This is a genomic window from Kitasatospora sp. NPDC059827, from assembly GCF_042731675.1.
Classification (GTDB): Bacteria; Actinomycetota; Actinomycetes; order Streptomycetales; family Streptomycetaceae; genus Kitasatospora.
This window is the reverse complement of record NZ_JBHWIV010000003.1, coordinates 90937-113714: the sequence shown is the minus strand read 5'-3', so window position 1 is coordinate 113714 and position 22778 is coordinate 90937. Positions and strand designations below refer to the sequence as shown.

Below are 22778 nucleotides of genomic sequence, written 5' to 3'. Positions count from 1 at the left end.
GGGCGACCGGGATTGACCAGTGGTTTACCCCGCCTGCGGTCGGCGCCACAGGCCGCGGGCGGCCAGCAGCGGCAGCACCCCCTCGCCGAACCAGTAGGCCTCCTCCAGGTGCGGCATGCCCGACAGCACGAACTCGTCGATCCCCAGCTCGTGGTACTCGGTGATCAGGTCGGCGACCTCCCGGTGGCTGCCCACCAGCGCGGTGCCCGCCCCGCCGCGGAGCAGCCCGATGCCGGCCCACAGCCCCGGGTGCACCTCCAGCCGCTGCGCCGAGCCGCCGTGCAGCGCGAGCATCCGCCGCTGCCCCTCCGACTCGCTCTCGGCGAGGGCCCGCTGGGTCTCCCGGACCCGCCCGGGGTCCATGCCGGCGAGCAGCCGTTCGGTCTCCGCCCAGGCCTGGGCGGAGCTGTCCCGGGTGATCACGTGCAGGCGGATCCCGAACCGCACCGCCCTGCCCCGGGCGGCGGCCAGCTCACGGATCCACCGGATCTTCTCCCGGACCTGGACGGGCGGTTCGCCCCAGGTCAGGTAGACGTCGGCGGAGCGGGCCGCGACCTCGCCGGCCGCCGGGGAGGAGCCGCCGAAGTACACCGGTGGCACCGGGTCGGGCAGCCGGGTCAGGCGCGCCCGCTCGACCCGCAGGTGGGGGCCGTCGTGGTCGACGGTCTCCCCCGCCCAGAGCCGCCGGGTGAGGTCCAGGAACTCCCCGGTGCGGGCGTAGCGGGCGTCCTTGTCCAGGAAGTCCCCGTAGGCGCGCTGCTCGGCGGACTCGCCGCCGGTCACCACGTTGAGCAGCAGCCGCCCGCCGGACTGCCGCTGGTAGGTCGCGGCCATCTGCGCCGCCAGGGTGGGGCTGAGCTGCCCGGGCCGGAACGCCACCAGGTACTTCAACCGCTCGGTCACCTGGGTCAGCATCGCGGTGGTCAGCCAGGCGTCCTCGCACCAGGCACCGGTCGGCGTGAGCGCCCCCTCGAAGCCCAACTGCTCGGCGCTGCGGGCGATCTGGCCCAGGTAGCCGATGCTCGGCGGCCGATCGGAGCCGGCCGTACCGGGCGTCGAGCCGTGCCCGCCGCCGACGATCTGCCGGCTGTCGCCGTTGGTGGGGAGGAACCAGTGGAAGGTGAGAGCCATGGAACGGACACACTCCTGCGGCCGGTGCGGTCTGGGGTCGGTCGGTCCTGCTTCGGTCCTGCTTCGGTCCTGCTGCTGAGAACTCACCGACGACGACAGCCGGCCGCCCACACCCGCGCCAGGTCCACGTGCAGTCGGCGCACGAGGAGGCGGGGGCGGGGAGCGGTCATGCGCTCGATTATGCCCGACCCGGCGAACACCGGGCAGAGCAAAGCCCGTAGGCCCTCCCCCGGGCGGGGAAGGGCCTACGGACGGTGCACGCCAGGGGCGGGGATCAGACCTGGCCGGCCTTCTCCAGGGCCGCGCAGCAGGTGTTGATCAGCAGGCGGGTGACGACGTACGGGTCGACGTTCGCGTTCGGGCGACGGTCCTCGATGTAGCCCTTCTGCTCCACCTCGACCTGCCACGGGATGCGGACGGACGCGCCGCGGTTGGAGACGCCGTAGCTGTAGACGTTCCACGGGGCGGTCTCGTGCTTGCCGGTCAGGCGGGACTCGATGTCGGCGCCGTACTGGGTGACGTGGTCCATCACGATCTCCTGGGAGGCGCCGAGCGACTCGCAGGCGGTGATGATGGCGTCGTAGCCCTCGCGCATCGCCTTGGTGGAGAAGTTGGTGTGGGCGCCCGCGCCGTTCCAGTCGCCCCGGGCCGGCTTGGCGTCCAGGGTGGCGTCGATGCCGAACTCCTCGGCGGTGCGGTAGAGCAGGTAGCGGGCGATCCACAGGTCGTCCGAGACGGTCAGGGCGTCGACCGGGCCGATCTGGAACTCCCACTGGCCGGGCATGACCTCGGCGTTGATGCCGCAGATCGCCAGGCCGGCGTCCATGCAGCGGTCCAGGTGCAGCTCGACGATCTCGCGGCCGAAGACCTCCTCGGCGCCGACGCCGCAGTAGTAGCCGCCCTGCGGGGCCGGGAAGCCGCCCTCGGGGAAGCCCAGCGGGCGGGAGCCCTTGAAGAAGGTGTACTCCTGCTCGATGCCGAAGATCGACTCCTGCACGGTGTACTTCTCCTCGACCTCGCGCAGCAGGGCGCGGGTGTTGGACTCGTGCGGGGTACCGTCCGTCTCCAGGACCTCGCACAGGACGAGGATGTTGTCGCCACCACGGATCGGGTCCTTGGTGACCTTCACCGGGTCCAGCACGCGGTCCGAGGCGTGGCCCTCGGCCTGGTTGGTCGAGGAACCGTCGAAGCCCCAGGTCGGGATCTTGTCGGCGTTGGGCAGGACGCGAGTCTTGGAACGGAGCTTCGCGGTCGGCTTGGTGCCGTCGATCCAGATGTACTCGGCCTTGATTGCCACGGCGTTTCCCTCGATTGCTGGGTGGTGGATGCCCGCGTAGCGTCGCAAGTCGCCGTTTCCCGGTTGTTCCTCTCGTGTAACGCGCATGTGAACCAACCGTCCGCATCGGCACGGTCACGGTGCGGGAGTGCCGGGCGTGGCACCCCGCACCGCTGCGGGTGCTCAGCCGCGACGGGCGTGCGCGGCCCGGCGGCGCCGGGTGGCCCACAGCGCGGCCGCACCGCCCGCGACCAGGGCGGCGGCCCCGGCGGCCAGCGGCCCGGTGGCGCTGCTGCCGCCGGTGGTGGCGAGCCGCTCGGGCTTCTCCACCGCCGCCTGCGGCACGGCGGCGCGTGAGGTGCCGGCGTCCGCGACCGGCTGGGCGGCGGGCGCGGACGTCGGCACGGCGCTCGGCGTACTCGGGGTGCCGGTGGCGGCCGGGCCGGACGGCTTCTCGCAGCTCACCGAGGCGACGGTGATCTTCCCGGTGACCTTGGCGACGTTCAGGTTGAGCGGGTTCACCTCCACCTGCATCTCCAGGGCCGAGGCGGCGGCGGTGGTCGTGGTGGTGCTCTTCTTGGAGAACTCCACCGACACGCTGCCGACCAGCGGCACGTCCACCTTGGTCGGGCCGTACAGCCCGACGGTGACGGGCTTGCCCAGCACGGTCAGCTTGGCGGGGGCGACCACGTTCGCGGTCGGCTGCCCGTCGACCGGGCAGGTGGCCTCGGCGCTCATCGCCTCCAGGCCGAGCAGCGCGGTGGCGGGCAGGCCGGGGGCGTGCACGTCGGCGTTGACCAGCTTGACGGAGGCAGTGGCGCCCTTGGCGTCGACCCGGGTGACGGACTTGCCGATGTCCGCCTTGACCAGCTCGACCGGGCCGTTCTGGTCGACGCCCGCGACCTTGGCGGTCAGCACCGAGCCGTCCCTCTGCTCGGGCGTCTCCACCTTGTTGAGCGCGATGTCCACCGGGACGTCGACCGCCTTGTTCAGGAAGCTGACGTCCAGGGCGACCTCGGCGGTGACGGCACGGGCCCTGCCCGACGAGGGCGCGGTCGTGGCCGGCGCGGAGGCGGTCGACCCGGTCGTGGCCGGCGCGGCCTGGACGGGCCCGGCGGTGAGCAGTGTGCTCACCGCCACGGCGGCGGAAGCGGAAACGATTCGGCGAGACGGCCGGGAAGACATGGCGGAACCCCCACACAGGTGAAACGATGAGCCGCCAGTCTTCTCAAACGATCCGTCACATGAGCCTCACGGAACGTCATTTCACTCGTTGGGGTGAGATTGACGTCCGGCACTGACCGGGATCTGCTACGGGAGCAACTCCCTTACGGCAGCCGCCAGTCCACCGGCTGCGCCCCCTGCCGCACCAGCAGCTCGTTGGCCCGGCTGAACGGCCGCGAGCCGAAGAAGCCGCGGTCGGCCGACATCGGGCTCGGGTGCACCGACTCCACCGTCGGGATGGTGCCCAGCAGCGGGCGCAGGTTGCGGGCGTCGCTGCCCCACAGGATCGCCACCATCGGACCGCCGCGCGCCACCAGCGCCCGGATCGCCTGCTCGGTGACCGCCTCCCAGCCCTTGCCCTTGTGGGACCGGGGGTTGCGCGGCTGGGTGGTCAGCGCCCGGTTCAGCAACAGGACGCCCTGCTGCGTCCAGGGCGTGAGGTCGCCGTTGGAGGGCTGCGGCAGGCCGAGGTCGGTGCCGTACTCCCGGAAGATGTTGATCAGGCTCGGCGGGATCGGCCGGACCTCCGGTGCCACCGAGAAGCTCAGGCCGACGGCGTGGCCGGGCGTCGGGTACGGGTCCTGCCCGACGATCAGTACCCGGACGTCGGCGATCGGCTGCTGGAACGCCCGCAGCACGTTCGGCCCGGACGGCAGGTAGGTGCGGCCCGCCGCGATCTCGGCGCGGAGGAAGTCGCCCATCGCGGCGATCTGCCCGGCGACGGGTTCAAGTGCGGTGGCCCAGCCGGGCTCGACGATCTCATTCAGTGGACGCGGTGCCATGGTCGTCACCCTATCGGCCGATACCGACAGGGCGTCACGACGGAGGGTCACCGCGAACGATCACCGGGAGCAGCCACCGGGCCGCCCACCGCCTCGCCGACCGCCGCGCCCGGTCACCCCACCGGCCGCCCCCGCAGCACCACCGTGCGCGGGTCCGCGAGCACCCGGACGTCCGCCCGCGGGTCCTCCTCGTACACCACGAAGTCCGCCGGAGCGCCCTCCTCCAGCCCCGGCCGCCCGAGCCACTCCCGTGCGCCCCAGCTCGCCGCCGACAGTGCCTCGGCCGGGCTCAGCCCCGCCTTCACCAGCTCCGCCACCTCGTCCGCGACCAGCCCGTGGGCGAGCGAACCGCCCGCGTCGGTGCCGACGAACACCGGGATGCCCGCGTCGTGCGCGGCGCCCACGGTGTCGTAGCGGCGCTCGTGCAGCCGCCGCATGTGCGCCGACCAGGCCGGGAACTTGGCCTCCCCGCCGGCCGCCAGCTGCGGGAAGGTGGCGATGTTGACCAGGGTCGGCACGATGGCCACCCCGCGCTCGGCGAAGGCCGGGATCAGCTCCTCGGTCAGCCCGGTGGCGTGCTCGACGCAGTCGATCCCGGCCGCCAGCAGGTCCGGCAGCGACTCCGCCGCGAAGCAGTGCGCGGTGACCCGCGCGCCCTCCTCGTGCGCCGCCGCGATCGCCTCGGCCAGCGCGTCGCCCGGCCAGCAGGCGGCGAGGTCGCCGCGCTCGCGGTCGATCCAGTCGCCGACCAGCTTCACCCAGCCGTCGCCCCGCCGGGCCTCGGCCCGCACGTAGGCGGCGAGGTCCCCGGGCTCGATCTCGTGGGCGTAGTTGCGGATGTAGCGGCGGGTGCGGGCGATGTGCCGGCCGGCCCGGATGATCCGGGGCAGGTCCTCGCGCTCGTCGATCCAGCGGGTGTCGGCGGCCGAGCCGGCGTCGCGGATCAGCAGGGTGCCCGCGTCACGGTCGGTGAGCGCCTGCTTCTCGCTGGTCTCGGCGTCCACGGCGCCGTGCGCGTCCAGGCCGACGTGGCAGTGCGCGTCCACCAGACCGGGCAGCACCCAGCCCGTCACCGTCCGGACGTCCCCGGCGGTCGGCGGGCGGGTGAAGCTCACCCGGCCGTCCACCACCCAGAGTTCGTCCCGGACCTCCTCCGGACCGACCAGCACCCGGCCCCGGACGTGCAGCACCGCACCTTCAGTCATGGCCGCACTCTACCGACGGGCGCGTTCCCTGCCACCGGCGCGCATGCGGCAGACTCGTTGCCGCACCCACCACCCGCCCCGTGAAAGGCCGTGAAGCCGTGAGAGAGCGCAGCGAGCGAACCATCAAGAGGAGCGCGTTGGCGAACGCCCTCGTCGAGCGAAGCGAGGCGGGCGCGTGAGTTCCCTGCTCGACCTCCCCCCGCTCAGCGCCGCCGGGTTCGCGGCGATCGAGGACCAGGTCGCCGCGCTGCTGCACACCGAGGCCGACGTCATCGTCACCCAGGGCGAGGCCCTGCTGCCCCTGGAGGCGGCGATCCGCGGGGCCGCGCACCCCGGCTCCACCGCGCTCAACATCGTCACCGGCCCGTACGGCCAGACCTTCGGCAACTGGCTGCGCTCCTGCGGGACGACGGTGGTCGACCTCGCGGTGCCCTTCGACAGCGCGGTGAGCCCCGAGCAGGTCGGCGAGGCGCTGGCAAGCCACCCGGAGATCGACTTCGTCTCCCTGGTGCACGCCGAGGCCGCCACCGGCAACACCAACCCGGTCGCCGGGATCGCCTCCGTGGTCCGTGCGCACGGCGCCCTGCTGATGCTCGACGCGGTCGCCTCGGTCGCCGCCGAGCCGCTGCTCACCGACGAGTGGGGCATCGACCTGTGCGTGATCGGCGGCCAGAAGGCGATGGGCGGCCCGGCCGGGGTCTCCGCCGTCTCCGTCTCCGAGCGTGCCTGGGAGCGGATCGCCGCCAACCCGGCCGCCCCGCGCCGCTCCTACCTGTCCCTGCTGGACTGGAAGGAGCGCTGGACGGACGCCGGCCGCGCCGTACTGCCGCACGCCCCGGCCCAGTTGGAGATGCTCGCGCTCGGCGCCTGCATGGACCGGATCGCCGCCGACGGCCTGCCCACCGTGATCGCCCGGCACCGCGCCGCCTCGGCCGCCACCCGGGCCGGCGCCCGCGCCCTCGGCACGCTCAGCCCGTACGTCCACCAGGACGCCGCCGCGGCTCCGGTCGCCACCACCCTGCGCACCCCGGCCGGGGTGCACGCCGCCGAGCTCGCCGCCGCCCTCGACCCGGCGCTGCCCGTCCAGCCCGGCGGCGGGGCACTGGCGGCCTCCATGCTCCGCGTCAACCACTACGGCACGGCGGCCTCGCTGGACACCGTCCGGGCCTGCCTGACCGCCCTCGCCACGGCCACCGGGGGCGACGCCGACGCGGCGCTGGAGGCCGCCGAGGCGGCGTGGAAGGCCGCCGCCTAGGAAACGCCGAACGGCCCCCGAACCGCTTCGGGGGCCGTTCTCCCGGCCGCGCTCAGTGCCCGCCCGCGTCCACCACCTCGACGCCCCGGATGTTCCGCTCGATCTCCTCCGCCGGCAGCGCGACGGACAGCGCCCAGTAGTAGATGAGCAGCGAGAACACCACCACGACCCCGATGTCCCACCACAGCGGCAGGTTCCCCTTGGCGCCCACGCCGAAGGTGCCCTGCCACGAGACGATCCCCATGCCGACCAGGTAGACCGGCAGCCACTGCCCGGCCTTGAAGTCCATCCGCGGCGCGTTCGGCACCCCCTTCGAGGCGGCGTACGCCGAGTACCCGCCGAGCAGCGCGTACCCGATCAGGATCGCCAGCCCGAGGCGCCACAGGGTGTCCCAGCCGGACCAGTAGATGACCAGGCTCGCCACCGCGAAGGCGATCGGCGAGATGACCGTGCCGGCCGGCAGGTGGTACGAGCGCTCCATCCCGGGCAGTCGCTTGCGCAGCACCCCGAAGGCCAGCGGCGCGCCCGCGTACATCAGCACGACGGCCGAGGTGATGAAGCCGACCAGCTTCTGCCAGCTCGGGAACGGCAGGAAGCAGATGACGCCGGCGACCCAGGCGATCAGCAGCCCGAGCCAGGGCACCGAGTTGCGGTCGGTGCGCTGGAGGGCCTGCGGCGCGTAGCCGTTGCGGCTGAGGCCGTAGGTGACCCGGGAGCTGGAGGTGATGTAGACCAGCCCGGTGCCCGCGGGCGAGATCACCGCGTCGATGAACAGGATCGTCGCCAGCCAGCCGAGGCCGATCAGCGTGGCGAGGCCCGCGAACGGGCCGCTGATCCCCGGGTAGTCGAGCTTGGCCCAGCCCCCGGCGAAGGTCTCCGGCGGCAGGGCGCCGATGAACACCACCTGGAGCAGCACGTAGATGATCGTGCCGATCACCACCGACCCGAGGACGGCCCGGGGGATGTCCCGGCGGGGGTTGCGGCTCTCCCCCGCCCACTGGATGGCCTGCTCGAAGCCGAGCAGCGCGAAGATCACGCCGCTGGTGCTGATCGCGGCGAGCACGCCCTTGGCGCCGTCCGGCGCGAAGCCGTGCACGGTGAAGTTGGAGCCGTGGAAGTCCTGGATGCCGAGCGCGAAGATCGCCAGGATCGGGATCGCGACCTTCCACACGGTGGCCACGCTGTTGGTGTGGGCGAGGAGCCGGACGCCGAGGAAGTTGATCGCGACGAACACGCCCATCAGCACGGCCGCGACCAGGAAGCCCGTCCCGGTCAGTGTCAGGTCCTTGTTGAGGAAGCCGTCCGCCCAGGTCCAGTGCCGGGCGTAGTTGATCATCGCCTGGACCTCGATCGGCGCGATGGTCGCGGCCTGGAGCCAGGTGAACCAGCCGAAGGACATCCCGGCGAAGCCGCCGAAGGCGTAGTGCGGGTAGCGGGCCGTGCCGCCGGCGACCGGGAACAGTCCGCCCAGCTCAGCATGGATCAGCGCCAGCAGGATGATCGCCACCGCGCCGATGCCCCAGGACAGCAGGGCGGCGGGCCCGGCTGCCACCGCCGCCTTCTGCGCCCCGAACAGCCAGCCGGACCCGATGATCGCGCCGACCGAGGCGAAGAGCAGCCCGGCGACGCCGACCTCGCGCTTCAGCCCGCCGTGCCCCGTGGGGGGCGATGCCGTCGTATTGGAATGGGCCATGGCGCCACGCCTCTCACCTCGGGGAATCCCCCCGACAGTGCCGCAGCGGCATCCGCACCCACCGGGAAACGCGCCGCGCCCCACGTCCCCTCACCCGAACGGCCGGAGCGGACGGCACCCGGCCGCCGGTCGGCGCGGCACCATCCGCCCGGCCCGGCCCCGCCCCGCCCCGCCCCGCCCCGACGGTTTTCGGTCACTCCCCCCGACACAGTTCCCCGGGCGTTCATCCGACCGGCACGCGGAACTCACCGGGGACCGGCAGGCTCCGCCCAGAGCCGAAGTTGGCTAGACAACTTACCGCCGAGGAGGAGACCGTGACCGAGCTGCCGCCGTACTGGCTGCGCGACAACTGCCCCTGCGCCGACTGCCGGGACCCGCGCAACGGCCAGAAGCTGTTCCAGATCGACGACCTCCCGCCGGACCTCGCGATCGCCGCGAGCACGGAGACCGACGGCCACCTGGAGGTGCTCTGGTCCGACGGCCACCGCTCCCGCTACCCGCTCGCCTGGCTGGCCGAGCCGGCCGGCGGCGACGGCCGCACCGAGCAGGACAAGCGGCTCTGGACGGCCGCCGACTTCGCCCGCGGCATCCCCGAGGCCGACTGGGAGGCCTACCTCACCGACCCCGCCGAGCAGGCCGCCGTCCTCGCCGCCGTCCGGCGCAGCGGCTTCGCGGTGCTGCGCGGGGTGCCCACCGTGGAACGGCAGGTGCTGCGGGTGGCCGAGAGCTTCGGCTACGTGCGGGTCACCAACTACGGCGAGCTGTTCGACGTCCGGGTCGAGCCGGACCCCAACAACCTCGCGTTCACGAACAGGACGATCGCCCCGCACACCGACAACCCGTACCGCGACCCGGTGCCCACCCTCCAACTGCTGCACTGCCTGGAGAACTCGGCGACCGGCGGCGACTCCGGCCTGGTGGACGGCTTCCAGGCGGCGGCGATCCTCCGGGACGAGGCCCCCGAGGACTTCGCGACGCTCACCCGCACGCCCGTCCCCTTCGTCTTCCGCGACCGCCGCACCGAACTGCGCGCCGACCGCCCGCTGATCGACGTGGACCCGCTGGGCCGGATCCGCGAGGTCCGGTTCAACAACCGCTCGATCGGCACGCTCCGCGGCGACGACCGGGAAGCCTTCTACGCCGCCTACCGCCGCTTCGCCGCGATCACCCTGCGCCCCGAGCTCCAGCTGACCTTCCGGCTCGGCCCGGGCGACTGCCTGGTCTTCGACAACACCCGCCTGCTGCACGCCCGTACGGCCTTCCAGCAGGACGGCCACCGGCACCTCCAGGGGTGCTACGCGGACCTGGACTCCCTGCACAGCACCCTCGCCGTGCTGCACCGCCGCACCGCCGCCCTGGACGAACTGGCCGGGCTGTTCGCGGGCGAGGGCGCCGGGGAGTACCTGGGCGAGGCGGTCACCATGGCCGAGCACATGCTCCAGGCCGCGGCCGCCGCCGAGGCCGCCGGGGCCCCCGGCCACCTGGTCGCCGCGGCCCTGCTGCACGACGTCGGACACTTCTTTGATGAGCACGGCCACGGCCCGCTGCACGGACGGGATCTGATGGAGGGTCAGGACAACCGGCACAGCCACACCGGCGCCGACCGGCTGGCCGCCTGGTTCGGCCCGGAGGTCACCGAGCCGGTCCGGCTGCACGTGGCCGCCAAGCGCTACCTGTGCGCGGTCGAGCCCGGCTACCGCGCCCGGCTCTCCGAGGCCTCCGAGTACACCCTCACCGTCCAGGGCGGCCCGATGGGCACCGAGGAGGCCGCCGCCTTCGCCGAACTCCCGGGCGCCGTCGACGCGGTGGCCGTACGCCGGTGGGACGAGCAGGCGAAGGAGCCGGGCCTGCGGACGCCGGACTTCGAGCACTACCGCCCGCTGCTCGCCTCACTCATGCGGTAGGACGCGCAGGACGCGCAGGACGCGCAGGACGCGTAGGGCGCGTAGGCCGCGCAGGACGCCGAGCGCGCCCGGGAGCTCAGTCCAGCTCCCGGGCGTGCCGCGAAAGCGCCGACGTGGCCAGCGAGTTGTGCACGCTGAACGCCACCGTCCCGGGCAGGTAGCGGTCCTGGGACCACTCCACCGGCGTGCCGGTCGGGTCGGTGGTGCGCCGCCGCTCGCGCAGCAGCGGGCCGCCCCGGCGGCAGCCGAGCAGTCGGGCGTCCTCGGCGTTGGCCGCGACGATGTCGATGGTGTGGTCGGCGTCGGTGAACAGGATGCCGTGCTCGCGCAGCACCTCGGTGTGCGAGACGACGTCCGGCGGCAGCTCGGCGACGATCTCGCCGACCCGCGGCGGGTAGATCGTCCGCTCGACCATCACCGGGGTGCCGGACAGCGTCCGCAGCCGGACCGTGACGTACACCTCGGCGCCGGGCTCCAGCCGCAGTTGCTCGCGCTCGGCCGCGTCGGCCGGGCGGCGCACCAGGGAGTCCAGGATGCCGCCGGGCTCCTCGCCCATCGAGTACGCCCAGTGCGTGAAGCTGAGCAGTTCGGAGAAGCTCTGCACCCGGGCGCCGCCGAGCACCACCCGGCGGGTGCCGCGGCGGGAGGTGACCAGCCCGTCGGAGCGCAGCACGGCGAGCGCCTGGCGGACGGTGCCGCGGGAGACCCCGTACTGCTCGGCCAGCGCGCCCTCGGCGGGCAGCCGGCCGGCCTCGCCGTACGCGCCGGTGGTGATGGCCTCGCGCAGATCGGCGGCCACCTTGCGGTACAGGGCTCCGGCCGTGCGCTCGACGGGGCGCCCGGGCTCTACTGCCACGTCACTCAATTGACCCTCCAGGGGCGGTGTCCAGCGCAGCCGTACCGGCACGGACAGCCCGACCTTATCCCGCTGCGCCGTTCGAGCATCGCACCGAACGGATCACGCACCGATGGCCGGATTCCACCGTTCCCGCAGCCGACCCCGGTTCTGGGCCGTCCGTTCACCTTCCCGTCACCGAACTTCGGGTTACTTACCTCCGTCAGCGAAGTTGGCTAGTCAACTCGGACGGTTCCGAACGGATACCGGACGAACGCGGCAAGGACCCCCGACAGATCTCCCGACGGATCTCCCGACGGGCCACCGACGGATCCGCGCCCCGGCCACTCGCACGATCGATCCCCCGATCAGATCGGACACCACTCCCGTGCAGCACCCCCCTTCGCAGTACACCCGATCAGGAGACTGACCCGTGTCCGTGCACCGTGCCCGCTCCGCCGCCTTCGCGGCCGTCCTGACCGCCGCCGCGCTGTCCCTCACCGCCTGCGGTTCCGCCGGCTCCTCCACCGCGAAGTCCGGCAGCGACGCCGCGGGCGGCAAGAGCGCCAAGACCGCCACCTCGGCCGCCGACCTCGGCGGCATGGACGCCCTGGTCGCCGCCGCCAAGAAGGAAGGCAAGCTGCACGTCATCACGCTGCCTCGCGACTGGGCGAACTACGGCAAGCTGATGGACGGCTTCAAGGCGAAGTACGGCATCGACATCGAGGACGAGAACCCGGACGGCTCCAGCCAGGACGAGATCAACGCGATCACCTCCCGCAAGGGCCAGGACCGCGCCCCCGACGTGGTCGACCTGGGTGCCGCGTTCGCCACCTCCGGCGGCAAGCAGGGCCTGTTCGCCCCCTACAAGGTCGCCGACTTCGACAAGATCCCGGCCTCCATGAAGGACGCCAACGGTCTGAGCTACAACGACTACGGCGGCTACGTCTCGATCGCCTGCGACGCCAAGAAGGTGTCGCCCTGCCCGAAGACCTTCGCCGACCTGCTCAAGCCCGAGTACAAGGGCATGGTCGCGCTCAACGGCAACCCGACCAAGGCGAACGCCGCGTACAGCGCCGTCATGGCCGCCGCCCTGGCCAACGGCGGTTCGCTGGACAACATCCAGCCCGGCATCGACTTCTTCGGCAAGCTCAAGCAGGCCGGGAACTTCAACCCGGTCGAGGTCACCCCGGCGACCATCGAGAAGGGCGAGACCCCGATCAGCGTCGACTGGTCCTACCTGAACGCCGGCTACACCGACAAGTTCAAGGACAAGGGCATCGACTGGCAGGTCAGCATCCCGTCCGACGGCATCTACGCGGGCTTCTACAACCAGGCCATCAACAAGGACGCGCCGCACCCGGCCGCCGCCCGCCTGTGGGAGGAGTACCTCTACAGCGCGGAGGGCCAGAACGGCTACCTGGGCGGCTACGCCACCCCGGCCCTGTTCGACGCCATGAAGGCCGCGGGCACCCTGGACGCGGCCGCCGCCGCCAAGCTCCCGGCCATCGAGAAGCCCTTCACCACCTTCCCCACCGACGACCAGACCACCGCGGCCAAGAAGGTCGTGACGGAGAACTGGGCCAAGGCGATCTCGGGCTGATCTGACTGATGACTACGGCTCCCACCCCGGTGCCGGCCGACGCCTCCGCCGCCCAGAGCGGCGGGGGCGGCGCCCCCGGCCCCGTCTCCCCCGCCCCGGCCCCGGTCACCGCCACCACGGTACACACCGAGGCCCCCCGCCCGGCCGCGCGCCGGGCCCGCGGCAGCCGCGCCTGGCTCGCCGCCCTCCCCCTGATCCTCTTCTTCGCGATCGGCTTCGGCCTGCCCGCCGTCGCGATCGTCATCGGCGCCTTCACCACCTCCTCGGACGCCCCCGACGGCGGCGGCGCCTTCACCCTCGACAACCTCACCGGCTCGCTCCAGGGCGCCTACTGGACGGCCCTGTGGGGCAGCGTGAAGCTCTCCCTGCTGACCGCGCTGATCGCCACCGTGGTCGGCCTGCCGCTGGCCCAGGCCGTGGCGACCTCCCGGTTCCGCGCCTTCCGCGAGGCCGTGATGTCCGCCTCCGGCGTGCTCGCCAACTTCGGCGGCGTCCCGCTGGCCTTCATGTTCGTCGCCACCCTCGGCAACTCCGGCGAGGTCACCAAGAAGCTCGGCCTGACCCAGCACGGCTGGAACCTCTACACCTTCTCCGGCCTGTCCGTGGTCTACCTGTACTTCCTGGTGCCGCTGATGGTCATCACCATCACCCCGGCCCTGGAGGGCCTCAAGGTCCAGTGGCGCGAGGCCGCGTACAACAACGGCGCCACCGGCGTGCAGTACTGGCGGCACGTGGCGCTGCCCGTCCTGCTGCCCTCGCTGCTCGGCGGCTTCGTGCTGCTGTTCGGCGCCTCCTTCGCCGCGTACGCCACCGCCGAGGCCATGGTGGGCAGTTCGGTGCCGCTGATCTCGATGCAGATCGGCGACGCGCTGTCCGGCAACGTCCTGGTCGGCCAGGGCAACCTCGCCCTCGCCCTCGGCCTCGACATGATCGTGGTCGCCTGCCTGGTGATGGCCGTGTACCTGCCCCTTCAGCGCCGGAGTGCCAAGTGGCTCGCCTGATCAATCGCATCCGTTTCGGCCGCGGCCTGGTCCTGCTGCTCTGCGGGATCTACTTCGCGGTGCCGCTGGTCTCGTCGGTGGTCTTCAGCGTCGACGACCACAAGAACGGCACCACCTTCCGCGCCTACACCGAGCTGCTGAACGCCCCCGGCTTCACCGACAGCCTGGTGCTCAGCCTCGAACTGGCCGTCGTCACCGTGGCGGTGCTGCTGCTCCTGCTCGTCCCCGCGGTGCTCGCCGCCCGGCTCGGCGCGCCGAAGCTGCGCCCGGTCATCGAGGTCATGTGCTCGATGCCGCTGGTCGTCCCGGTGGTGGCCCTCACCACCGGCATCATCGGCGTGCTGCGCTGGGGCCCGGACTACCTCCAGGACACCCCGTTCTTCCAGACCATCGTGGCCATCCAGAACCCGGACTTCCCGATCGTCCTGGTCATCGCCTACGTGCTGATGGCCCTGCCGTTCGCCTACCGGGCCATCGACGCCGGACTGCGCGGCGTGGACGTGGTCACGCTGGTCGAGGCCGCCCGCAACTGCGGCGCCGGCTGGCTGCGCGCGGTGTTCACCGTCGTCCTGCCGAACCTGCGCAGCGCGCTGCTGAACGGCGCCGTGCTCACCGTCGCCCTGGTGCTCGGCGAGTTCACCACCGCCTCCATCCTCGGCTTCGGCCCCTTCTCGGTGTGGATCAACTCCAACGGCAAGAGCGACGGCCAGATGTCCGTCGCGGTGTCGATGCTCAGCCTGCTGATCGTCTGGCTCGTCCTGCTGCTGATGTCCGCCGTCGGCCGCGGCCGCAAGGCCGCCCGGTCCTGAACCACCCCCCGTTCTCCAGGAGTTACCAGCCATGACCACGGCCACCGCCACCGCCTCCCGGGCCGCGACCGCCGCCGGCGGCGCCACCGTCGAGTTCCGCTCGCTGCGCCGCGCGTTCGGCGCCACCACCGCCCTCGACGGTCTGGACCTGACCGTCCGGCCCGGTGAACTGCTCGCCCTGCTCGGCCCGTCCGGCTGCGGCAAGACCACCGCGCTGCGCATCCTGGCCGGCTTCGAGCAGCACGACTCCGGTGAGGTGCTGGTCGACGGGCAGGACATCACCTCGATCCCCGCCCACAAGCGCGACGCGGGCATGGTGTTCCAGTCGTACAGCCTCTTCCCGCACCTGACCGCGCTGGACAACGTCGCCTTCGGGCTGCGGATGCGCGGCACCGGCAAGGCCGAACGCCGCAAGCGCGCCCAGGAGCTGCTGGAACTGGTCGGCCTGCCGCACCGCGCCGAGCACTACCCGCACCAGATGTCCGGCGGCCAGCAGCAGCGCATCGCGCTCGCCCGCGCGCTCGCCCTCCAGCCGCGCGTGCTGCTGCTGGACGAGCCGCTGTCCGCGCTGGACGCCAAGGTCCGCCTCCAGCTGCGCGAGGAGATCCGCCGCCTCCAGCAGGAGCTGGGCATCACCACCCTGTTCGTCACCCACGACCAGGAGGAGGCGCTGTCCATGGCCGACCGGGTCGCCGTGCTGCGGGCCGGGAAGCTGGAGCAGTGCGCCACCCCGTCCGAGCTGTACGGCCGGCCGGCCACCCCCTTCGTCGCCGAGTTCGTCGGCACCATGAGCCGCATCCCGTGCACCCGCACCCCGGACGGCGTCGAGGTGCTCGGCCGCCGGCACGCGGTCGACGGCACCGCGCCCGCCGACGGCGAACTCCAGGTGCTGGTCCGCCCGGAGAACGTCGTCCTCACCCCGTCCGCGACCGGCCCGGCCCAGGTGGTCACCGCGTCCTTCCTGGGCGCCGTCACCCGGCTCACCGTCCGCCTCGACGACGGCACCGAGGTCAAGGCCGACCTGCCCACCGAGGCCGCCGCCGCCCTGCCGGCCGGCGCGCGCGCCGAGCTCACCCTGCCGGAGCGCCCGGTACTGGTGGACCGCCGAACCGCCTGAGCGGCCCGTCTGGGATCCTCGTTACCGCCTCTGCACCCTCAGAAGAACCACCGAAGGTACCGCCATGCCTGAAACCGTCCCGTCCGTTCCCACTCCCTCCGCCCCCGTCCCCCTCCCCGCCGCCGTCCTCTTCGACATGGACGGCACCCTGGTCGACACCGAGCAGCTGTGGTGGAAGGCCGCCGCCGAACTCGCCGAGGAGCTGGACCACCCGCTCACCGACCAGGACGCCCCCGAGGTGCTCGGCCAGGCCGTCGAGCACACCGCCGCCCACCTGCACAGGGTCAGCGGCACCAGCCGCCCCGAGGCCGAGCTCGCCACGGTGCTCGGCGAGTCCTTCGCCGCCAAGGTCGCCGCCGAGACGGTGCCCCGCCCCGGCGCGCTCGCCCTGCTGGCCGCCCTGCGCGACGCACAGGTGCCCACCGCGCTGGTCTCCGCCTCCCCGCGCCTGGTGGTGGACCTCGTCCTGTCCTCCATCGGCCGCGACTGGTTCGCCGTCACCATGGCCGCCGAGGACACCCCCCGCACCAAGCCCGCGCCGGACCCGTACCTGGCCGCCGCCGAGCGGCTCGGCCTCGACCCGGCCACCTGCGTCGCCGTCGAGGACACCCCCACCGGGGTCACCTCCGCCGCCGCGGCCGGCTGCGCGGTGCTCGCCGTACCCTCCACCGCCGTCCCGATGCCCGACGGCCGGCGGATCACCCTGCTGGACAGCCTGGAGCGCGCCGACCTGGCCCTGCTGGGGAAGCTCTCCACCGCCCCGGCCGTTTGACAGCGACATGCCCTACGTCCTGCTCGCCCTCGCCATCCTGAGCGAGGTCTGCGCCACCAGCTGCCTCAAACTCACCGAGGGCTTCACCCGCCTCTGGCCCAGCCTCGGCGTCGGGGTCGGCTACGCGCTGTCCTTCTACCTCCTCGGCCGCGCCCTCAAGCACATCCCGGTCTCGGTCGCCTACGCCGTCTGGTCGGGCGCCGGAACGGCCGCAGTCGCCGGCATCGGCGTGGTCGCCTTCGGCGAATCACTGGGCAAGGTGCAGATCCTCGGCATCGCCCTGATCATCGTCGGAGTCGTCGTCCTCAACCTCAAGGGCGGCCACTGACCACCCCCCCCCCCGGCCCGGCCCGGGGCGCCGCCTGCCCAGGCGCCCGCGCGGTCAAGTGACCCACCTCACGCCGCCTCACTGAAACCCCGTCGGCCGTCCCACCGTCCTGTCCTTCGCGCTTTTCTGATGAACGGACAGTACGGGGGACGATGCCGTGGGTGATGACGCCGCGAAGGCGGGTGGGCCGGAGTTCAGGATCCGGCCGGGGCAGCTCAAGGACGCCGCGCCGACCTTCGAGAACCAGAGCAAGGCACTCAAGGACGCGCTCGACAAGCTCAAGCGCAGCCTCGCCGACGCGGGCAGCCCGTGGGGCGGCGACAAGCAGGGCAACGAGTTCGCCCAGGCCTACAACACCCCGCACGACCACGTACTCTCCGCACTCGACGTCCTGGTCAAGGGCCTGACCAGCATCGGCGAGGGACTGAACGCCCACGCCGACAACCACACCGACGCCGACAACCACGTCAAGAAGGGCCTGACCCCGTGACCGGCCGACGCCCCCGGGCGGGGCGGGCGCATGGGTGAGTCCACGGCGGCCAAGGCCGTCCGCAAGCTCACCGGGATGTGGTGGCCCGACGCCGACGCCGACAAGCTCCGCAAGGTCGCCGACGCCTGGGAGGCGATGGCCACCGCCCTCGACAACGTCACCGTCCCCACCAACCAGGCCGCCGCCGCGATCGTCGCCAACAACCACGGCCCCGCCATCGACGCCTTCGGCACGTTCTGGGGCCGGTACTACGGCGGCAAGGACAGCGCCGGCAAGGGCAAGGGCTTCATGCCCGAGACCGCCGAAGCCTGCCGCAACCTGGCCAAGGCGCTGCGCGAGTTCGCCGACGCGGTCGACAAGGCGATCAAGAAGCTGGAGGAGGAAGCCGCGATCGTCGGCGGCACGCTGGTCGCCGGCACCGCGCTCGCCTTCTTCACCCTGGGCATCTCCGAGGGCGCCGCCCTCGCCGCCAGCGCGGGCATCGTCGCCGCGGCCTCCGCCCTGGGCGTGACCGTCTCCGAGACCATCGCCATGATCGCCGCCACCGTCCTGGTCGGCGCCGCCTTCGGCGCCGTCGAGGCCATCACCGTCGACCTCGCCGTCGCCCAGCCCATCCGGGTCGAGTTCTTCGACGACGGCGGCTACAGCGGGCAGGAAGTCGCTGACTCATTCAAGACCGGCTTGATCATGGGTGGCGCCGGCTCCGGCCTCGGTGCCGGCGCTCGTGTGGTCTCCACGGCCGCCGAGGTCTCCGACAACGCATCCGTCGCCCTCGCTGCTGTCGCGAAGGTCGGCAACGCCGCGGATACCGTACCCGGCCGCATGGTCACCGGCGCTGCCCTCACCGCGGGCTATGACTACACCTTCCAGACCGGCCCGGTCATGCCCCTCGACATCGTGCTCGGCGCCGTCAGCAGTGGAGCCGGCCCCAGTGGCAAGGGAGTCGACACCGCCAAGCGCATCGCCGACCTCAGCGGCGAGGGCCACGCCCCCGGCCGCCACGTCAAGGCAGACGACACCGCCCTGCAGACGCGGCTCGGCACCACGATCACCAACCCGGACGGGTCGCCCAAGGTGTACACCCAAGCCTCGAGCAACGCGGGCCACGTCAAGTCCAAAGACCACATCGACCCGCTGACCGGCACCACGGTGGACGGCGAGGGCGGGGGGGTGCACAAGTGCGGGCCTTACGCCACCCGGTACGACGATCCCGCGGATCTGGTCGCGGTCGACAAGTACATGCGGAAGTACATCAGGGAGAACGGACGCCCACTCAACAGTCCGATCCCGATCGAAGATATCCTCGGACCCGACGGCCACAAACGCTTCACCGGTTTCTACAAGGATCCGCAGGATCCGAGCCGCTACCTGCCAGTGGACTTCGAAGGCGGGGAAATCGCCACCTTCTACGAACCCGATGCACATGGAAAGTGGCATCTGGTCACCTCCTACGCCAACCCGGCAGCGGGAAAGCATCCGTAAGGACGTCATGGAACCTGAACTCGCCGGATTCATGCGGCAGTACCTCAATGTCGAGATGGCCTTCTCCTACATGGATCGCTTGAAGAGAACCATCAGCATGTCGAACCCCGTATGGGGTGAAGAACTCCAGAAGTGGTTCACTCAACTCTTCGCCGAGCGGGATCTCACCCGAGGTGAGTACTGCGAACTCACCTGGGTCGAGTTCGAGACCGACGAGGAGATGTACGCGTATCTCGAGAAGGTTCGCGCGTACCTCCTCCTCGGCTCCGAGGAAGTCCCGATCCCACCTGACTGAGGAAGCCGCGGATCCCGATCTGACCGGCTTCCCCGCGGCTTCCCTCGATCCCGCCACGCTGGGCGGCCTGGACAATGAGGAAGGCCGCTGAAACGGAGACGTATGCCCTTCTGGCGAAAATTCACGCGTGCCCCTTCGCCGACAGCGAGGACCTCCCGTTCCCGCTCGGCCGAGGAACCCCGGGAGCACGACCTGGCCGGCTTCATGCAGGTGTACCTCAACGTCGAAACGGCCGACCCGTACTACCTGGCCAAAACCCGGTTCACGATCCGCGGCTTCCGTTCGTACGACGCCTTCCGGCTGAGCTTCGAGCGGCTGCTCGCCGAGCGAAGCATGACGCCCGGCGAGTTCTGCGACCACACCTTCATCGAGTTCGAAACCGCAGAGGAGATGTACGGCTACCTGGCGAAGGTCTACGCCTACTTCTTCCTCGACGCCGAGGAAGCCCCGATCCCACCCGATTGAGGTTCGTCGTCGCAGGCGGCTCCGGCCCCGGCCGGAGCCGCCCCCGCTCTGGACCAGCCGAGCTCGCCGAGTGGCAGATCGCCACGCCGGGGGCGCCCCTCATCCTGGTCGAAGTCATCGAGGTGAAGGGCGATTTGGCCACCCTCTCCTACCAGGGCGTCCTCCGCCGCCGCCTGTCGGGGCCGACGATGATGACCAGGAAGTCGGTCCGGCCGACTTCCTACTCCCATCGGGAGCACGCGACGGCGTCATCGACGAGCCTGGCGAGGAAGAAGACGTGACCACCCGCGCTCACGTCGATCAACCTCCGCTTCGGCTACGGCCTGACTGCCACGAGACCCGCTCTCGGGCGCTCAGGAACAGGAGCCCCCGGCCGAGGGGCGGGAGGGGGCGGGCGTAGCGTTCCACCCCGGCGCATCGAGGAGCGGGGGCAGCAGTGGCGGGGACGAGGGCGAGACGCGGGACGGTCGCGTTGGCGGGTGCGCTGGTGGCGGCGGTGCCGGCCGGGACGTTCGGGCTGGTGGCGGTGAGCACGTACATCGGTTTCGGTACGGCGTCGCTGCTCGGGTTGGTGGTCGGGGTGGCCTGGGTCGTGGGCGTGGTCCGGCTGCTCGGGGCGGCGTTGGGCTGCTGGATGGCGGCGTTCGGCGCGGTCCTGTGGCTCCTCGCGCTGGGGTCGGTGGCGTCGGCCCGGGATTCGGTGATCCTGAGCACTTCCGGGGTGACCACCACTGCCCGTGTCACGGCGGTGCACGACCGCCCGCAGGGCAAGCAGCCGAGCTCGTCGTACGAGGTCGCCGACGAGAACGGCGCGCCGATCCCGAACGGCATGGTGTCCGCGGGCCTGCGCTCGCACGCGGTCGGCGACCGGATCACCGTCCGCTACGACCCCAGGGGCGTCGCGGAGGCGCGCCTCCCGGAGAACGTCGACTTCCTCAGGGACGGGGCCGTCGCCCTCGGCCTCAACGCCGTCCTGCTGGCGGGCACGGCCGGTCTCGGGGTGGCGGTGGTCCGCAACGGGCGCCCGCGCCGGGTGCCGTACCGGCGCGGCCTCGTCATCGGCGGCAGCCCGCAGGACGGGCGGTGAGCTACTCCCGCACCACCCGGGCCCGCAGGTAGTTGCGCCGTCCGAAGTTGGGCTCGTCGACCGCCGTGAGGTCCTCGACCTGGAACCGGTACAGCGCCGCCGCCCCGCCCCCGGTGAGGTACTGCCGCCGGACCTCCTCGTCCTGGGCGAAGGCCGGGTACCGCCCCTGGTAGGCCGCCAGGGCGGCTTCCGCCTGGTGCCCCCAGGCCTCGCTCGCGCTGCCGGTCAGCTGGAGTCCGCGCAGTTGCTCGCCGAAGGCGGGCGGTGGCAGGAAGACGGTGGCGGCGGCCCGGGCCTCCTCGGCGAGGTGGTGGCTGTGCCGGGTGGAGCGCTCGCTGACGAAGTAGAGGACGAGGTCCTCGTCGTAGGCGAAGAAGGCGAGGTTGGCGTGCGGTCCGTGCTCGTGGCCGGCGGTGGCGAGGGTGAGCACCATGGCCTCGGCGAGCAGTCCTTCGACGCCCTTGTGCAGCAGGTCGCCCGGCCAGTCCCCCTGCGTGACGTCGAGTCGGTACGGCATTCGGCACTCCCTCCGCTGGCGCCCGGTGCCTTCGCGCCCCGAGCACGACTGAGCCGGGCGGGCGCCCCCGTCAGGGGCCGCACGCCCGGCTCACATGCTCCACCCGCCGTCCGAAACCGGACAAGGGGCGGGCCGCTCACGAAATGGGTTCTAAGGGTTCTACGGGTTCTACTGCGCGCGGTGCGAGGCGTACCCGCGGGTCACCACCGGCACCGTGCCGGGGCCGAGCAGGGGACGCAGCGCGCCCGACCGCATCCTGTCGACGAGCGGTCCGCAGCGTCCGGCCAGCGGGGCCAGCGCCAGCGCGACCAGGGTGCCGACGAGGGCGCCGACCGCCACGTCGTGGGGGTAGTGCACGCCGACCCAGACCCGGGAGGCGGCCATCAGGGCCGCGAAGACGGTGGCGACGACGCCGAGCCGGCGGCTGACGAACCAGAGCGAGATCGCGGCGGCGAAGGCGATCACCGAGTGGTTGCTGGGGAAGGACCAGTCACCGGCGGCGGGGCAGGTCTCCAACGAGACGCTGCCCTTGATCTGCGCGCACGGCCGGAGTTCCTCGACCATGCCCTTGAGCACGGAGTTGAGGCCGTACGCGACGACCACGATCACCGGGGATGCGAGCACCTTGGCCATCACCGCGGAGTCGGCGCCGCGCGCCCGCCACCAGGCGTACAGCATGAACAGGGCGAACAGGCCGAGACCGATCGCGGACCAGACCTTGATCACGTCGTCCAGCCAGGTCGGGGCGGACTGCGCCCACTTGTTCACCTGGGTGTAGAGGCCGCCGTCGATGCCACTGCCGTCGTACACGGCGAGAGCCCGAGAGGACATCACACGTCACCTCCGTGACGGCGCGCCTTACGGGCGCGGAACAGTTCGAGAACAATGGGGAGCACGGAGACAACTACTACCAGACCGATGATCGGCAGCAGATACTGGTCGATCCCGGGAATCGAGGACCCGAGCCCGTACCCTGCCAGCACCACGCCGACGGTCCAGACCGCACCGCCCGTGACCTGCCAGAAGGTGAACGAGCGGACCGGCACTTCGAGTACGCCGCAGAGCGGATTCAGCACCGTACGGACCACCGGGATGAACCGGGCCAGCACGATCGCCTTGCCGTGGCCGTACTTGGCCAGCAGTTCCTCGGCCCGCGCCACGCCCTCCAGCAGGCTCTTGCGCTTGGTCCGGCCCAGCAGCGCCCGGCCGCCGCGCCGGCCGATCAGGTAGCCGACCTGGGCCCCGGCCAGCGCCCCGATCAGGGCGGCGGGGAGCACCTGCCACAGGTGCAGCTGCGGGCCCTTGGTGGCGCCGGGCACGCAGAGCAGGCCCGCGGTGAACAGCAGCGAGTCGCCGGGCAGGAAGAAGCCCACCAGCAGGCCGGTCTCGGCGAACAGCACCACGGCGATGCCGAACGCCCCGAAGGCGGCGAGCAGCGAGGAGGCGTCCAGCGGGTTCACGGCGAGGTGGGTGCCCATCGAGAGGTGGGTGCCCATCGCGAGGTGAA

Annotated in this window: 23 protein-coding genes; 13 read left to right on the top strand and 10 right to left on the bottom strand. The window is 72.1% G+C overall.

Going from position 1 to position 22778, the window contains the following annotated elements; all coding sequences use genetic code 11:
• Positions 1-24: 24 nt before the first annotated feature.
• The 5 genes from ACFV8H_RS02875 to ACFV8H_RS02855 all read right to left on the bottom strand — a co-directional run bounded on the left by ACFV8H_RS02875 (position 25) and on the right by ACFV8H_RS02855 (position 5618).
• Entirely contained in the window at positions 25-1131 is a 1107-nt protein-coding gene (locus tag ACFV8H_RS02875) for an LLM class flavin-dependent oxidoreductase (RefSeq protein ID WP_380396249.1), read from the bottom strand.
• Positions 1132-1405: 274 nt separating this feature from the next.
• On the bottom strand, positions 1406-2428 hold the full coding sequence (gene glnII, locus ACFV8H_RS02870; protein WP_375894540.1) for a glutamine synthetase GlnII: 1023 nt from the start codon (positions 2426-2428) through the stop codon (positions 1406-1408).
• 162 nt (positions 2429-2590) lie between these two features.
• Positions 2591-3547, bottom strand: a complete 957-nt coding sequence (locus ACFV8H_RS02865; protein ID WP_380396248.1) for an SCO1860 family LAETG-anchored protein — start codon at positions 3545-3547, stop codon at positions 2591-2593.
• A 188-nt stretch (positions 3548-3735) separates the two neighbouring features.
• Positions 3736-4413, bottom strand: coding sequence for a uracil-DNA glycosylase (locus ACFV8H_RS02860; RefSeq protein WP_380396247.1), 678 nt, complete (start codon positions 4411-4413; stop codon positions 3736-3738).
• A gap of 113 nt (positions 4414-4526) precedes the next feature.
• On the bottom strand, positions 4527-5618 hold the full coding sequence (locus ACFV8H_RS02855) for an amidohydrolase family protein (protein ID WP_375894531.1): 1092 nt from the start codon (positions 5616-5618) through the stop codon (positions 4527-4529).
• Positions 5619-5793: 175 nt separating this feature from the next.
• On the opposite strand from ACFV8H_RS02855, the gene ACFV8H_RS02850 reads away from it, so the two are divergent.
• Positions 5794-6873, top strand: a complete 1080-nt coding sequence (locus ACFV8H_RS02850; protein ID WP_380396246.1) for a pyridoxal-phosphate-dependent aminotransferase family protein — start codon at positions 5794-5796, stop codon at positions 6871-6873.
• Positions 6874-6925: 52 nt separating this feature from the next.
• Here the strand turns inward: ACFV8H_RS02850 and ACFV8H_RS02845 are convergent, their stop codons facing one another.
• Complete coding sequence (locus ACFV8H_RS02845; protein WP_380396245.1) at positions 6926-8566, bottom strand: APC family permease; 1641 nt, start codon at positions 8564-8566, stop codon at positions 6926-6928.
• A gap of 314 nt (positions 8567-8880) precedes the next feature.
• On the opposite strand from ACFV8H_RS02845, the gene ACFV8H_RS02840 reads away from it, so the two are divergent.
• A complete protein-coding gene (locus ACFV8H_RS02840) occupies positions 8881-10470 on the top strand; it encodes a TauD/TfdA family dioxygenase (protein WP_380396244.1) in 1590 nt (529 codons plus the stop codon).
• 76 nt (positions 10471-10546) lie between these two features.
• Here the strand turns inward: ACFV8H_RS02840 and ACFV8H_RS02835 are convergent, their stop codons facing one another.
• Entirely contained in the window at positions 10547-11326 is a 780-nt protein-coding gene (locus tag ACFV8H_RS02835) for a GntR family transcriptional regulator (RefSeq protein WP_375894522.1), read from the bottom strand.
• 412 nt (positions 11327-11738) lie between these two features.
• Here ACFV8H_RS02835 and ACFV8H_RS02830 point away from each other — a divergent pair, with 412 nt between their 5' ends.
• From ACFV8H_RS02830 to ACFV8H_RS02780, 11 genes are all read left to right on the top strand, one after another.
• Positions 11739-12908 (top strand): ABC transporter substrate-binding protein, encoded by a 1170-nt coding sequence (locus tag ACFV8H_RS02830; RefSeq protein ID WP_380396243.1) that lies wholly within the window; start codon positions 11739-11741, stop codon positions 12906-12908.
• Positions 12909-12916: 8 nt separating this feature from the next.
• A complete protein-coding gene (locus tag ACFV8H_RS02825; protein WP_380396242.1) occupies positions 12917-13909 on the top strand; it encodes an ABC transporter permease in 993 nt (330 codons plus the stop codon).
• Positions 13909-14718: an ABC transporter permease gene (locus tag ACFV8H_RS02820; RefSeq protein ID WP_380396341.1), complete on the top strand. Its 810-nt coding sequence runs from the start codon at positions 13909-13911 to the stop codon at positions 14716-14718. The genes ACFV8H_RS02825 and ACFV8H_RS02820 overlap by 1 nt, the downstream gene beginning before the upstream one ends.
• Positions 14719-14749: 31 nt before the next feature.
• Positions 14750-15835: an ABC transporter ATP-binding protein gene (locus ACFV8H_RS02815; RefSeq protein ID WP_375894514.1), complete on the top strand. Its 1086-nt coding sequence runs from the start codon at positions 14750-14752 to the stop codon at positions 15833-15835.
• Between the two features lie 64 nt (positions 15836-15899).
• The gene (locus ACFV8H_RS02810; RefSeq protein ID WP_375894512.1) at positions 15900-16607 is read left to right on the top strand and encodes an HAD family hydrolase; all 708 of its coding nucleotides are present in this window, start codon (positions 15900-15902) and stop codon (positions 16605-16607) included.
• A gap of 7 nt (positions 16608-16614) precedes the next feature.
• Positions 16615-16935: a DMT family transporter gene (locus ACFV8H_RS02805; protein WP_375894509.1), complete on the top strand. Its 321-nt coding sequence runs from the start codon at positions 16615-16617 to the stop codon at positions 16933-16935.
• Positions 16936-17092: 157 nt separating this feature from the next.
• On the top strand, positions 17093-17425 hold the full coding sequence (locus ACFV8H_RS02800; RefSeq protein WP_380396241.1) for a WXG100 family type VII secretion target: 333 nt from the start codon (positions 17093-17095) through the stop codon (positions 17423-17425).
• A gap of 30 nt (positions 17426-17455) precedes the next feature.
• On the top strand, positions 17456-18907 hold the full coding sequence (locus tag ACFV8H_RS02795; protein WP_380396240.1) for a hypothetical protein: 1452 nt from the start codon (positions 17456-17458) through the stop codon (positions 18905-18907).
• A 7-nt stretch (positions 18908-18914) separates the two neighbouring features.
• Positions 18915-19202 (top strand): hypothetical protein, encoded by a 288-nt coding sequence (locus ACFV8H_RS02790; protein ID WP_380396239.1) that lies wholly within the window; start codon positions 18915-18917, stop codon positions 19200-19202.
• A gap of 204 nt (positions 19203-19406) precedes the next feature.
• The gene (locus ACFV8H_RS02785) at positions 19407-19667 is read left to right on the top strand and encodes a hypothetical protein (protein ID WP_380396238.1); all 261 of its coding nucleotides are present in this window, start codon (positions 19407-19409) and stop codon (positions 19665-19667) included.
• Between the two features lie 436 nt (positions 19668-20103).
• Positions 20104-20754, top strand: a complete 651-nt coding sequence (locus tag ACFV8H_RS02780; RefSeq protein ID WP_380396237.1) for a DUF3592 domain-containing protein — start codon at positions 20104-20106, stop codon at positions 20752-20754.
• A gap of 1 nt (position 20755) precedes the next feature.
• Here the strand turns inward: ACFV8H_RS02780 and ACFV8H_RS02775 are convergent, their stop codons facing one another.
• From ACFV8H_RS02775 to ACFV8H_RS02765, 3 genes are all read right to left on the bottom strand, one after another.
• Entirely contained in the window at positions 20756-21271 is a 516-nt protein-coding gene (locus tag ACFV8H_RS02775) for a pyridoxamine 5'-phosphate oxidase family protein (protein ID WP_380396236.1), read from the bottom strand.
• A gap of 168 nt (positions 21272-21439) precedes the next feature.
• Entirely contained in the window at positions 21440-22102 is a 663-nt protein-coding gene (locus ACFV8H_RS02770; protein WP_380396235.1) for a phosphatase PAP2 family protein, read from the bottom strand.
• On the bottom strand, positions 22102-22767 hold the full coding sequence (locus ACFV8H_RS02765; RefSeq protein ID WP_380396340.1) for a DedA family protein: 666 nt from the start codon (positions 22765-22767) through the stop codon (positions 22102-22104). Before ACFV8H_RS02765 ends, ACFV8H_RS02770 begins: the two co-directional genes overlap by 1 nt.
• Positions 22768-22778: the final 11 nt, after the last annotated feature.